Below are 12,615 nucleotides of genomic sequence, written 5' to 3' on the forward strand. Positions count from 1 at the left end.
GGCCACGGGGCTACCGGGTCCGGTCGCGGTGGGCCTGGTGGACGGCCCGGTCGCCGAGGCGGGCCCGCAGGTGGTGGACGTCGACCTGGCGGTGACCGCGGCCTCGGACGGGTCCGGGCTGCGGATCGACTACGCGGCCGAAGGATTCTCCACGGACTGGGTGCGGGGCCTGCTGGACCAGACCGTGGTGTTGACCTCGGCCGGGATACGGGAACCCGAGGTCCCGCTGTCGGGGTTGCCGTTGTTGGGTGCGGCCGATCGCGATCGGCTGCTCGCGTGGGGCCGGGGTCCGGTCCGGCCGGTGCCGGACGAGCCGATCCACGACCTGGTGTTGGCGTGGGCACGCCGGACCCCGGAGGCGGTCGCGGGCGTCGCCGACGGCGAGGTCCTCACGTACGGGGAACTGGCGCGCCGGTCGGACCTGCTGGCCCGTCACCTGCGGTCAGCCGGCGTCGGCGTCGGGGACGTGGTGTCGCTGGCGCTGGACCGCAGCATGTGGACCCTCGTCGCCACCCTGGCGGTCCTGCGGGCGGGGGCGGCGTACACGCCGATGGACGTGGCCTGGCCGGCGGAGCGGATGCGGATGCTCCTGGCCGACCACGGCGCCCGGGTCGTACTCACCGTCGGCGAGGTCGCCCCACGCATCCCCCGGCCCGACGGCGTACGGGTGGTCGCCCTGGACGACGACTGGCCGACGGTGGAGGCGACCGGACCGGTCGACCTGCCGGTGGTGGACGCCTCCGGGCCGGCGTTCGTGATCTACACGTCGGGATCGACCGGGAAGCCGAAGGGCGTGGTGTTGACCCATGCCATGTTGACGAACTTCCTCACCTGGATGCGCGAGGAGTGCGCGGTCGGCCCGGACAGCCGGATGCTGCACTGCTGCGCGCCCGTGTTCGACGTGGCCCTGGGCGAGGTCTTCACCGCGCTGACCTCCGGCGCACGCGTCGTGGTCTGTTCCCGTGACGACCTGCTCGACGCCCGCCGGTTGACGGAGCTGATCGCGAAGGAGCAGACCAGCCACGCGTTCTGCCCGCCCACCAACCTGGCCGCGGTCGACCCGGCCGACTGCCCGAGCATGTCGTGCGTGACCCTCGCCGGTGAACCGATCCCACCCCGCATGGCCCAACGCTGGCTGGCCGCCGGCACCCGCCTGATCAACGCGTACGGCCCGGCCGAGGCATCCGTCGCCTGCACCTGGTACGACGCCAGCGCCGGCTGGGACGGCGCGTACGTGCCCATCGGCTGGCCCATGCCCAACCGACAGATCCACGTCGTCGACCCACAGCTGAACCTCGTCCCCATGGGCGTCCCCGGCGAAATCCTCATCACCGGGTCCGGAGTGGCCGACGGCTACCTGAACCGCCCGGAGCTGACGGCCGAACGCTTCGTCACCGACCCGCACGGCGGCGGCCTCGCCTACCGCACCGGCGACCTGGGCCGGTGGAACACGGCCGGGGCGCTGGAAATCCTCGCCCGCATGGACCACCAGGTCAAAGTCAACGGCATCCGCATCGAACTCGGCGAAATCGAAGCCGTCCTCGAACAACACCCCGACGTCGGCACCGCCGTCGTCGTCCGCCGGGAAGACCAGGGAGTCGCCCGGCTGGTCGGCTACGTGACCGGCCACGACGGCCACACCCCGACGGTCAGCGAACTACGCGCCCACGCCGCGACCGCCCTGCCCGCATACATGGTCCCCGCCGTCATCATGACCCTCGACCGGTTCCCCGTCGGCGGCACCGGAAAAATCGACCGCCGCGCCCTACCAGAACCCGGCTCCCAACGCCCCGACCTCGACGTCGACTACGTCCCACCCACCACCGACGAAGAACGACTCGTCACCAGCGTCTACACCACCGTCCTCGGCATCGCAGGCATCGGCACCCACGACAGCTTCTTCGACCTCGGCGGCACCTCCCTCCAATCCGCCGCCGTCGCCACCGCCCTCGACGAAGCCGCCAACGTGCTCGTACCCGTCTCCCAGATCCACCGCACCCCCACCCCACACACACTCGCCCACTGGCTCACCACCGCACCCCGCCGGCCCAGGGCGGAACCGGAACCATCCGTCACCGGACGGGCCGGCCCGGCCAAGCCCGTCCCGCTGCCCCTGTCGGTCGCCAAGTTCGTCATGCTTCCCTTCGACCTGGTCTGCCCGGTCACCTGGTGGATCGAGGGTGACCTGAACCTCCGCGCGCTGATGGCAGCCCTCGGCGACGTGCACAAACGACACGAGGCACTGCACGCCCACTACCGACGGGTCAACCCCCCGGTCGCCATCATCCCGGCCAACCCCGGCACACCCCAACTCCGCCTACTCACCGACGCCACCACCGAACAGGACGCCCTCGACCAACTCGCCGAAGCCGTACAACAACCACTCGACTACACCCAGGGCCGCAACTGGCGCGCCGCCCTCATCCGCGAAAAAACCACCAACCGCATCCTCTTCGGCGTCGGCATCCACCACATCGCCTTCGACGGATGGTCACACGCCCTCCTCGTCCGCGACCTCAGCCACGCCTACACCGCCCGCTGCGGCGGCCACGCTCCCACCTGGGACCAGCCCGCACCCACCTTGCGTCAGTTCCACGACGAGTACACCCGGCTACGCAACGCCGCGGACCTGGAGGCACAGCGGGACTACTGGCGCGAACAACTACGCGGACTCTCCCGCCAGGGTGAAGGCCGGCCCCAGGCGCTCCTGGAGCAGACCCCGGCCTGGGGTCCGAAGACCGGGCACACCGTCACCGTCACCCGCGACGTGCTGGAACGCTGGGACCGGGCCGCCCGCGAACACCGGTTCAGCCGCTCCGCCTACTTCGCCGCCGCCTACGCCTCCGCACTGCGCGCCCTCCACCAGCAGGACGACATCGGCGTACTGATGATCGTCGCCCAACGCGGTAGCCGCATCCTCGACTCCACCTTCACGAGCAGGATCAACTCCAACTGCCTCCGGGTCCGGTTCGACGGGTCCGACGGGCCGGCGAAGGACCTGGCGCGGGCCGTCCAGCAGACCGTCGACGAGCTGATGGCCGCCCAGGACATCTCCTTCCTGGAGAGCACCGCCGACCCAACCGTCGACATGTCCCGGGAGGTGGCCAACAGCCTGCCCACCTTCGCCTACCAGGACAACGTCGTCCTGCCGCTGGACCTGCCCGGCTGCCGGACCGAGGAGGTCGTCGAGCCGTACGCCCGGGAGTGGTCGGGCGCCTGCCTCGTCGAGGTGCTTCCCGGCGAAGAGGGCGTCCTCCTGCGTGTCACCGTCCGCACCGACCTGGTCCCGCCCCCCGTCGCCGAGGTGTTGGCCGCGTCCATACTGCGCTTCCTCGAAGCCGGACCCCAGGCCAACGAACCGGGGCACTGAGCGGGAGGTTCGCTGGGCTCGCCGACGTACAGCGGCTTCGCCACCGGGCCGGCCCGGTGGCGAAGCCGGCACCAACCCTCTGTCAGCGACAGGTCGAGCGGCGCGGAGGCCGCGGTCGACGATTCGCTACTCGGCCGATCGGGTCACCGAACGCCACGCGTCGAACGCCCACCCGAGGTCGGTGGTGTCCGCGCTGGTGAAGACGGTCTCCAAGTACGTTCCGCCAGCGAAGCTGTAGCCGTAGAGGGTGTACCTGACATGGCCGCTGTGACGGTAGAGCCAGGCGGCGCGGTGGCCCACTCCGTCACGGCCGCCCTCACCCACCTTGCCTGCGGGGCCCGGTGGCAGTTCAGCATCCAGCGAGGCGATGATGTCCGCGCCGTCGGCGCACCGCCATTCGGCGCCCGGGGCAAGGCGCATCGTCCGGCCCGGCGCGCGCCACGTCGTCACGTCGTACGTCATGGGCTTCTCTCGCAGCCAGGCACCGAACAGCTCGATCGACCAACCATCGCCCAGTGACGTTCGCACGCCTCAAGTGTGCGGAGGATCGGGGTTCCCGTCGACCGGCCGGAGGTTGCCCGACAACATCGGGCGGACCTTCGCAGAGCCTCCTCGATATTTAACATCATCTTGTTAATGTCCTTCATCTCCCGGCCGGGACCGGACCGGCTCGGCCCCTGACGAAGGGATTGCCATGCAGCGCAGAAGACGGTGGTCTGACCGCGGCGCGGGCGCGCTCGTCACGGCGGTCGTGCTGGCGGCGAGCCTGCTGCCGGCCTCGCCCGCCGCCGCCGCGAACGTCCCGTTCAACGTGGCGACGCTGAACATCTACAACGGCCTCAGCCAGGCCGACTTCGTCTCCGACCTGCAACTGATCACCTCGAGGGCCGACCTGGTCGGCCTCAACGAGGTGGGCAACCGCAAGGCGTTCCTGCAGGACTGGGCCGCCGCGAACGGCTGGTGGCTGTACGCCCCCGAGCCGACGCAGGCCGCCGCCGAGGCTCTGCTGGCCAGGAAGAGCATGTTCGACGTGCTCGAAAAGGGATCGATCTTCGTGTGCGACACCAACGGGCCGGGCGAGGTGCCGCCCGCCCGCTACAACAACTGGGTGCGGTACCGGCACAAGCAGAGCGGGCGCAGCGTCTTCCACATCAACGCGCACCTCAACGCCAGCATCGAGAGCAACGGCCGGCCGGAGGACCTGCCGCGCACCCGATGCGCCGAGCAGCAGATCCAGGACATCAAGAACCTGGCCGCCAGCAAGAAGGACCACGGCCAGGTCGTCGTCAGCGGCGACTTCAACATCGACTTCAGCGCCGACCGAGCGTACGGCTACGAGAAGTTCCCGTGGAAGGTCTTCGAGGCCAACTCGCTGCCGAACCTGCGCTCCTCCTACAACCTCTACGGCGAGAGGGGCACCGGGACACACGGCAATCGGCACATCGACTACATCTACTTCTGGAAGCGCCTCGAGGAGCACCAGGTCATCTGGATGACCGACTACAACATCGTCGACGGCACGAAGTCCGACCACAACGGCGTCGTCGCGACCCTCGCCATCGCACTGTAGGTCGTCGCTTTCTCCGCGACGGCCGCCAGCCATAGGGGCTGGCAGCTCACTGCGCTGCCAGCCCCGAAGCGGGTAGATCTTGGTACGAAACGGCCCCTGGAGGGGCCAGTTCCTACCAAGATCTACAGTCGGACGGCTCCGTCGGGCCGGGACGGCGGCGGTCGGGGCAGATGGTGCGGCGCAGGCCGCAGGAGCACCACTGGCAGTGGAGGATGCCCAGTACGGCCAAAGCCGTCCGGCCCGGCTAAACGCGTTGTTGTCTTACTGGCCCGTGTCTACGGTGTGGTGATGATCTCGCGACTGCTGGCAGTTACCTTCGATGCGCATGACGCGGCCCGCCTGGCGCAGTTCTGGGCCGGCATGCTCGGCCGGCAGGTCGTCGAGGACGCCGGTGGCGCGCTCCTGCCCGGCGAAGACGGCCAGATCAGCCTCCGGTTCGTCCCGAGCCGCGCGGACAAGGTGGGGCCGAACCGCAGCATGCACCTTCACCTGACCAGCGCCAGCAACGACGACCAGCAGCACACTGTGGCCACGGCGCTGAGGCTCGGCGGCGGCCACCTCGACGTCGGGCAGCGCCCCGAGGAGGGGCACGTCGTCCTGGCCGACCCCGAGGGCAACGCGTTCTGCGTGATCGAGCCGGGCAACGCCTTCCTCGCCGGGTGCGGCCTGCTCGGGGAAGTCGCCTGCGACGGCACCCGGGAGGTCGGCCTCTTCTGGAGCGAGGCGCTGGGCTGGCCGCTGGTGTGGGACCAGGACCAGGAGACCGCGATCCAGTCACCGCACGGCGGCACGAAGGTCGCGTGGGGAGGCCCACCCGTGGCCCCGAAAGAGGTGAGGAACCGGCAGCGCTTCGACCTCGCCCCGGCCGGCGGCGACCAGCAGGCGGACGTCGACCGGCTGGTCTCCCTCGGGGCCACTCGGCTCGAGGTCGGTGAAGACGGCGCCGTCGTGCTGGCCGATCCCGACGGCAACGAGTTCTGCGTGAGAGGGAACTGACCACAGCGCGGCCGGGCTGCCCGAAGGGACGCTCCAATGGCGCGTGGGGTGGCTGGCGCCGCGCCTGCGGCTGGGCCTCCGACCGTCACTGACCGGCATCGACTACTACGGGTCGCGCCTTTCGAATGGCCGAGCACGGCCGCCGATTGGCCCGCGCAGTGATCGCCGAACTGGCGTGACTGCCAGCGCCCGCCCAGTAACGTGGCGGGCTCCCGATTGTCAGCAACTCGCTCGCCTGACCGAGCAGCCACTGGTGCGCGGCCGCCTGCTCGGCCGCCCGCCACGAGCCGATTGTTCGGCCGTGAGCTATACAGCGGGGTAGGTGCCTGGGGTGTGGCCGAGGGTGCGGCGGAACACGTCGATGAAGGCGCTCGCCGACGACCAGCCGCAGCGGTGGGCCACGACGGTGACCGGCGTCTTGTCGGCCAGCAGGATCAGTGCGTGGTGCAGGCGTAGCTGGGTGCGCCACTGCGGGAAGGTCATGCTGAGGTCGCGGCGGAACATCCGGGACAGGGTGCGGTCGCTGGCGCCCACCTCACGGCCGAGTTCCGCGAGCGTACGGCTGTCGCCCGGGTCGGCCTGCAAGATGGCGCACACGGTGCGCAGCACAGGCTCGGTGGGGGCAGGCACGTGCAGCGGTTGCTGGGGAGAGGCCCGGAGCTGGTCGAGCAGCACGGCGCGCAGGCGGGCCCGTTCAGGGCTGTCTCCGCTCCCGTCACGGGTGTAGGCGACGATCAGTTCGCGCAGCAGCGGGCCGACGGTGAGCACGGTCGGAGTGTCCAGGCCGAGCGGGTTGTCCGTTGCCGGCAATCCGACCAGGTGCAGGTCCAACTCGCCGTAGGCCCGGTGGGCGTGCACCGTTCCGGCCGGCACCCAGATAGCGCGCGTGCCCGGGGCGACCCAGGATCCTCCGCTGGTCGTGACGGCCAGGACGCCGCGGGCGGCGTAGACGATCTGGTGATCGTCGTGGCGGTGCGCGTCGATCTCGCCCCCGGAGGCGAGCCGCTGAGTACGGGTGGGGGCCACCGGATCGTGGCGGACTTCCGTCATTGGTTGGCAGCTTATCGGAAGCCCGACAGAGCGGTGAGTTGGAACCATCGCTGAGTGCGAAGGCGAACCTCGATCACTCTGCTCTCCGTCGGCCATGCCTGCGTCGACATCTACCAGGGCACCGTCGCGGCGCTGGTGCCGTTGTTCGTCGCCGAACGGGCGTACACCTACGCGACGGCATCTGGCATCGTGCTCGCCGCCTCACTGCTTTCTTCGGTCGCGCAGCCGGTGTTCGGCGCGCTCACCGACCGCTGGTCAATGCCCTGGCTGCTGCCCGTCGGCACCGTGCTGGGCGGGGTGGGCATCGCGCTGAGCGGACTGAGCGGCAACTACACACTCACTCTCTTCTTCGTGGCGATCTCCGGCATCGGCGTGGCCGCCTACCATCCTGAATCCGCGCGCATCGCCCGCGAAGCCAGTGCCGGCAGCCACACCGCCATGGCGTACTTCTCCACCGGCGGCAACGTCGGCTTCGCGCTGGCACCGCTGATGGTCGCCGCCGTCGCGGCCATCGGTGGCCTGGGCTGGACGCCGCTGATGGTGATGCCGGCTCTCGCTGGCACTGCGATGGCCCTGCCCGTCCTGCGCGCTCTGGCCAAGCGCAGGAGCGCCGAGAACGGAGCATCGGCGCCGGTCGGGCGCGACGACACCGCCTCGTTCGTGCGGCTGACGCTGGCCGTGGTGTTCCGGTCGATCGCCTTCGTCGGCCTGAGCACGTTCATCTCCCTGTACGCCCAGCAGCGCATGAACGGCAGCTCTGCGGCGGGCACTGTCGCCCTGTTCGTGCTCTACCTCGGCGGTGTGGTCGGCTCGGTGCTGGGTGGTTCCGCGGCAGCCCGATGGGGCCGGGTGGCAGTCGCCCGCTGGTCCTACGCGATCACTGTCATCGCGATCACGGGCGTGGTGTGGGTGCCTGGACCGGCCATGTATCTGTTCGTGGCCCTGACCTCGGCCGGCCTCTATGTTCCCGTCTCGCTCCAGGTCACCCTCGGGCAGGACTACCTACCCACAAAGGTCGGCACCGCCAGCGGCATCACCCTCGGCCTGACCGTCGGCATCGGTGGCCTCGCCAGCCCTGCCATCGGCGCGGTGGCCGACGCGACGTCGCTGCGAACCGCGCTGACGCCGCTCATCCTCATGCCGATGCTCAGCTGGCTGTTGTTCCGAACCCTGCCTGAACCGGAAGTGCCGAAGCCCGATCTCGAGGAACGCGCGGAACAGAACCGGCCGGTCCTGCCCTCCCTGGCTTCCGTCGACTGATGCTCGGGTTGCGCTGGACGAGGCGGTGGCGCGTGTCGCTGACCGGTTCGCGCGGCGTCCAGTGCCAGGTCAGGGAACCAGGGCCGCCGGGCAGTGTTCGAGCAGATCCCCCGGAGCATGCGCGACCAGATCCGGCCCGGCGGCCAGCAGCGCACCGACATCCCCACCGTGCCACGTCGTGGCCACGGTCGTCGCCCCCGCCTCCCGCCCGCTCAGCAGGTCGATCACCGCATCTCCGACCATCATCGCCTGCGCGGGCGGCACGTCCATCAGCCCCAGCGCCTGGAGCACGATGTCCGGTGCCGGCTTCGGGCGGGCCACCTCGTCGGACCCGATCACATGGTCGAACAGCCCCAGCACCCCGAGCGTGTCGAGCAGCGAGCGGGCCCGTGGGCCGCTCTTGCCGGTCGCGATGGCCATCCGGATGCCCCGGTCGTGCAGGGTCTCCAGCGTCTCCCGTACGCCGGGGAAGAGCGGCACGAGGTGCGCCATCCGGTAGCTCTCCCGGACGAACGGCTCCTCCATCTCGAGCGGCAGCCCCATGAGCCGCATGATGTCCGGGAAGTACCGGCCCATGTGCCGGTTGTACTCCTCGAACGGGGCCGGCCCGTCCCCCACCACCTCCGCGTACGCGATGCTGAACGCCTCGCGCATCACGGCCGAGCTGTCGACCACGACGCCGTCGAGGTCGAACACGACCGCCCGGATCGGCCCCCGGGCCGGCGCCGGGCCGGCCACGTCGACCGCGGCCGAGGCCACGTCGAAGGTGGCCGGTGTCGTGTCGACGGTGGATGGTGGATGGCTCATGACTGCTCCCGGAAGCGAGTGGGGTCGACGGTGGTTCTCACCGGTCGCGATGGCCCGCCAGCGCGTGCTGCCGCTCCGGCTGTGTGGGCCGGGCGCAGCGGTAGATCCGTTCGATGATGTCGATGGTGCGGCGTGCCTCGGCGACGGCCGCGCCCCGGCTGGCGGGGTCGGCGAGCAGGCCGGGGAGGGCGTCGAGCTGGCGGGCGTACTCGGTGCCGATCGGCTCGGCGGGCAGCGGCAGCCGGACGGTCTCGCCGTCGCGGGTGCGGGTCAGCACCGGCTCCGGGTCACGGTTCGGGCTGAAGCCGAACGTGCAGCGCAGGGTCGCCGAGCCGGCCGCGCCGTGCACCGTGATCGTCGTACGGTCCAGCGCCTCGTGGGAGGCCCAGCACGCCTGCAGGGTGACGGACGCGCCGGTGTCGGTGAGCAGGAAGCCGCGGGCGGTGTCCTCGACGTCGCCGGGGGTACGGCCGGCGGTGTCGGCGTCGCTGCGCCAGGCGGCGTGGGCCGCGCTGTCGTTGACGAAGTCGTCGGAGACGCTGCCGACGGCGTGGGTGATCCGGGTCGGGCCGAGCATCGGCAGCACCGTGTCGAGCAGGTGCCAGCCGAGGTCCACCAGCGCGCCACCGCCGGAGAGGTCGCGCCGGGTGAACCAGCCGCCGGCGTCGGGCACGCCCCGGGCGCGAACCCAGGCCACGTCGACGTGCCGGATCGGCCCCAGCTCGCCGGCCGCGTCGGCCAGCGCCCGGACGTCGGCCCGGTAGCGGGCGGCACTGCCGGCGAGCAGCACCGAGCCGCCGTCGCGCTCCGCCTCCGCGAGCAGGGTCGACTCGGCGGAGGTCAGGCAGACCGGCTTCTCCAGGAACACCGGTACGCCCCGGCGCAGCAGCCGGGCGGCGACGGCGGCGTGCAGGTGGTTCGGCACGGCGACCACCACCAGGTCGGCAGCGCCGACCGGCAGCTCGTCGACGTCGGCGTACGCGGCGGGGACGTGGTGGCTGTCGCGGGCCCGGTCGCGGACGCCGGGCTCCGGATCGATCACGGCGGTCACCGTGAAACCCGGGTGCGCGGCGAGTCGGGGCAGCCAGATCTCCCGCCCGGCCCACCCGAGGCCGGCCACCGCGACCCGCACCGGGCGGTCGGTCGCGGCGGCCGAGGGCAGGCTGGTCATTCGGCGAGGACGTCGGCGAGCACGGCCGCGATCTCGTGCATCTGCTGCTCGGTGCCGAGCAGGGTGCGGTGGTGCAGCCAGATGCAGTCGGCGTGGATCTGCTCGACGTTGGGGCAGCGGGCCGCGATCGCCTCGACCGACTCGTCGGGGGCGCCGGCCTTCCAGAAGCCCTCGCACCGGTAGATGGCCCGGAACGCCACGAACGCGGGGACGCCCCGCGCGATCAGCGCGTCCACCACGGCGCGGCGGCGCTCCATGGTGATCCCGGGGACCCGGAACATGGCCATGTAGTGCGGGTTGCGGTCGCCGCGCTCGTCGCGACCCTGCGGCACCACGCCCGGGATCTCGGCGAGCAGGCTCGCCAGCAGCGGCCAGCGCTGCTCGCGCACCGCGATCTGCTCGTCCAGCCGGCCGAGCTGGGCGCGCAGCACGGCGGCGGTGAACTCGCCCATCCGGTAGTTCGAGCCGGTCGTGCTGTGCAGGTAGTCCCGGTCGGTGCGGGGCCGGCCGCAGCTGTGCACGAGGAACGCCCGCTCGCGCAGTTCCTCGTCGGGGAAAAGGATCGCGCCGCCCTCGCCGGCGGTCATCAGCTTGCCGTTCTGGAAGCTGAACGCGGCCACCGAGCCGAGCGCCCCGGCCCGCTTGCCCTGCCACTGCGCGCCCTGGGCGTGCGCGGCGTCCTGGAGCAGCGCCACCCCGGCGTCGGCGGCGAGCTTGCTCAGCGCGTCCATGTCGGCGAACTGGCCGGCCATGTGCACCGGCATGACGACCTTGGTGCGCGGCGTGATGGCGGCCTCGACCGCGGCCGGGTCCATGTTGTAGGTGTCCAGGTTGACGTCGACCGGCACCGCGACCGCGCCGAGGCGCTGCGCGGCCAGCGAGGACGAGATGAACGTGAAGGCGGGGACGATCACCTCGGTGCCGGGGCCGACGCCGAGCACCTCCAGGGCGACCTCGAGGGCGTGGGTGCCGTTGGTGACGGCGAGCGCGTGCGGCGTGCCGTGGTAGGCGCCGAACTCCTGCTCGAAGGAGTCGACCTCGCTACCGCCCATCCGCCACCACTGGCCCTGCTCGAGGGCGCGGATCAGTCCGGCGCGCTCCTCGTCACCGAACTGCGGCCACTCGGGGAACTCCGACACCGTCGAGGGCTGACCACTCATGACTTCCCACTTCCCAACTCGGGCAGACCAGGGGCTTCGGCCGGACATCGGGCGGGACGACCCGGGACCGCCGGTACGCGGTCCGGGCCCACCGGGGCGCCGGATGGCCGGTTCGAGGTAGGTGACGCCCCCGTGGAGCCGGCGGCATCGCTTCAGCAGGCAGGACGGTAACCGAACCGGACGCCGGGTCACCGCCCCTAACAGCCCCTATGCACCCCTTAGTCCACCCGCGCGGGTGCTGTCACCGGGTCGCCCTCCGCCGACCGCATAGTAAGACTGCGGAGGACCACTCATCGGGCCTGTCGGGACAGGACCCGCGCCCCCGCGAGGTGAAGCGTGTCGGACGTGCTGCTGCTGAACGGCCCGAACCTGGGCATCCTCGGCAGGCGGGAGCCGGAGATCTACGGCACCGACACCCTCGACGACATCGAACGGGCGGTCGGCGAGGAGGTCGCCGCGCGGGGCTGGCGGGTGGTGGCCGAGCAACACGACTGCGAGGGCGCCCTGATCCGCGCGATCCAGGACCGGTACGACACCGTCGGCGCCATCGTCAACCCGGGCGCGCTGATGATCGCCGGCTGGAGCCTGCGCGACGCGCTGGCCAACTACCCGCGGCCCTTCATCGAGGTGCACCTGTCCAACGTCTGGGCCCGGGAGAGCTTCCGGCACGACTCCGTCATCGCCCCGCTGGCCAGCGGCGTCATCGTCGGGCTCGGGTCGCTGGGTTACCGGCTGGCCGCCCGCGCCCTCGTCGCGACCGTCCGCTGAGGACCGGACGCGCCGCCGGTCGCCGCCGGCCCCGCCGATCCGGCACCGGTACGGTCGTCCGCATCCTCACACCTCACCCGAAGGACCCCACATGCACATTCCCGTCATCGCCCTGACCGTCATCCTCGCCGCGGTCTTCCTGAGCACCGCCGTGCCCAAGCTGGCCGGGCAGGCGGAGATGCGTAGGCGGATGGACCACCTGGGCGTCTCCCCGGGCCTGACCCGCGTGCTGGGGGTGCTGGAGCTCGCCGCGGTCGCCGGTCTGCTGCTCGGGCTGCTCTGGGCGCCGCTGGGCATCGCGGCGGCCGTCGGCCTCGCCCTGCAGATGGTCGGCGCGGTGGTCTACCACGCCCGTGCGAAGGACCCGGCCCCCATGACCCTGACGCCGGTGATCTTCGCCGTCGCCGCGGTGGCGCTGGTGGTCCTCCACGTGCTCAAGGGCTGAGCCGTCGTGCCCGACCCG

11 protein-coding genes are annotated in these 12,615 nt (G+C 71.4%); 6 read left to right on the top strand and 5 right to left on the bottom strand.

Going from position 1 to position 12,615, the window contains the following annotated elements; translation table 11 throughout:
* Positions 1–3,370, top strand: a 3,370-nt coding sequence (locus tag ACGF5G_RS33315; protein WP_393270391.1) for an amino acid adenylation domain-containing protein, incomplete at its 5' end; no start/stop codon positions are given.
* 126 nt (positions 3,371–3,496) lie between these two features.
* Here the strand turns inward: ACGF5G_RS33315 and ACGF5G_RS33320 are convergent.
* Entirely contained in the window at positions 3,497–3,832 is a 336-nt protein-coding gene (locus ACGF5G_RS33320) for a hypothetical protein (protein ID WP_393270393.1), read from the bottom strand.
* A gap of 232 nt (positions 3,833–4,064) precedes the next feature.
* Between ACGF5G_RS33320 and ACGF5G_RS33325 the strand changes: the two genes are divergently transcribed.
* A complete protein-coding gene (locus ACGF5G_RS33325) occupies positions 4,065–4,940 on the top strand; it encodes an endonuclease/exonuclease/phosphatase family protein (RefSeq protein WP_393270396.1) in 876 nt (291 codons plus the stop codon).
* Positions 4,941–5,228: 288 nt separating this feature from the next.
* Complete coding sequence (locus ACGF5G_RS33330; RefSeq protein WP_393270398.1) at positions 5,229–5,936, top strand: VOC family protein; 708 nt, start codon at positions 5,229–5,231, stop codon at positions 5,934–5,936.
* Between the two features lie 306 nt (positions 5,937–6,242).
* Here ACGF5G_RS33330 and ACGF5G_RS33335 read toward each other — a convergent pair whose 3' ends face one another.
* Complete coding sequence (locus ACGF5G_RS33335; RefSeq protein WP_393270400.1) at positions 6,243–6,986, bottom strand: AraC family transcriptional regulator; 744 nt, start codon at positions 6,984–6,986, stop codon at positions 6,243–6,245.
* Between the two features lie 54 nt (positions 6,987–7,040).
* Here ACGF5G_RS33335 and ACGF5G_RS33340 point away from each other — a divergent pair, with 54 nt between their 5' ends.
* Positions 7,041–8,246: an MFS transporter gene (locus ACGF5G_RS33340; RefSeq protein WP_393270402.1), complete on the top strand. Its 1,206-nt coding sequence runs from the start codon at positions 7,041–7,043 to the stop codon at positions 8,244–8,246.
* Positions 8,247–8,315: 69 nt separating this feature from the next.
* On the opposite strand, the gene ACGF5G_RS33345 is transcribed toward ACGF5G_RS33340, so the two are convergent.
* Genes ACGF5G_RS33345 through ACGF5G_RS33355 form a run of 3 tightly spaced genes read right to left on the bottom strand, consistent with a single transcriptional unit; the run spans position 8,316 to position 11,384 of the window.
* Positions 8,316–9,053: an HAD-IA family hydrolase gene (locus tag ACGF5G_RS33345; protein WP_393270405.1), complete on the bottom strand. Its 738-nt coding sequence runs from the start codon at positions 9,051–9,053 to the stop codon at positions 8,316–8,318.
* Between the two features lie 37 nt (positions 9,054–9,090).
* Positions 9,091–10,224 carry a Gfo/Idh/MocA family protein gene (locus tag ACGF5G_RS33350; RefSeq protein WP_393270407.1) on the bottom strand — a complete coding sequence of 378 codons (1,134 nt, stop codon included), beginning with the start codon at positions 10,222–10,224 and terminating at the stop codon, positions 9,091–9,093.
* The gene (locus ACGF5G_RS33355) at positions 10,221–11,384 is read right to left on the bottom strand and encodes a DegT/DnrJ/EryC1/StrS family aminotransferase (protein ID WP_393270410.1); all 1,164 of its coding nucleotides are present in this window, start codon (positions 11,382–11,384) and stop codon (positions 10,221–10,223) included. The genes ACGF5G_RS33350 and ACGF5G_RS33355 overlap by 4 nt, the downstream gene beginning before the upstream one ends.
* A gap of 336 nt (positions 11,385–11,720) precedes the next feature.
* Here ACGF5G_RS33355 and ACGF5G_RS33360 point away from each other — a divergent pair, with 336 nt between their 5' ends.
* Together ACGF5G_RS33360 and ACGF5G_RS33365 are read left to right on the top strand one after the other, a co-directional pair.
* Complete coding sequence (locus tag ACGF5G_RS33360) at positions 11,721–12,152, top strand: type II 3-dehydroquinate dehydratase (RefSeq protein ID WP_350685097.1); 432 nt, start codon at positions 11,721–11,723, stop codon at positions 12,150–12,152.
* A gap of 91 nt (positions 12,153–12,243) precedes the next feature.
* Positions 12,244–12,597 (top strand): DoxX family protein, encoded by a 354-nt coding sequence (locus ACGF5G_RS33365; RefSeq protein ID WP_393270413.1) that lies wholly within the window; start codon positions 12,244–12,246, stop codon positions 12,595–12,597.
* Positions 12,598–12,615 lie beyond the last annotated feature (18 nt).

This window comes from Micromonospora sp. NPDC047730 (genome assembly GCF_043204765.1).
In the GTDB taxonomy this organism is placed as follows: Bacteria; Actinomycetota; Actinomycetes; order Mycobacteriales; family Micromonosporaceae; genus Micromonospora.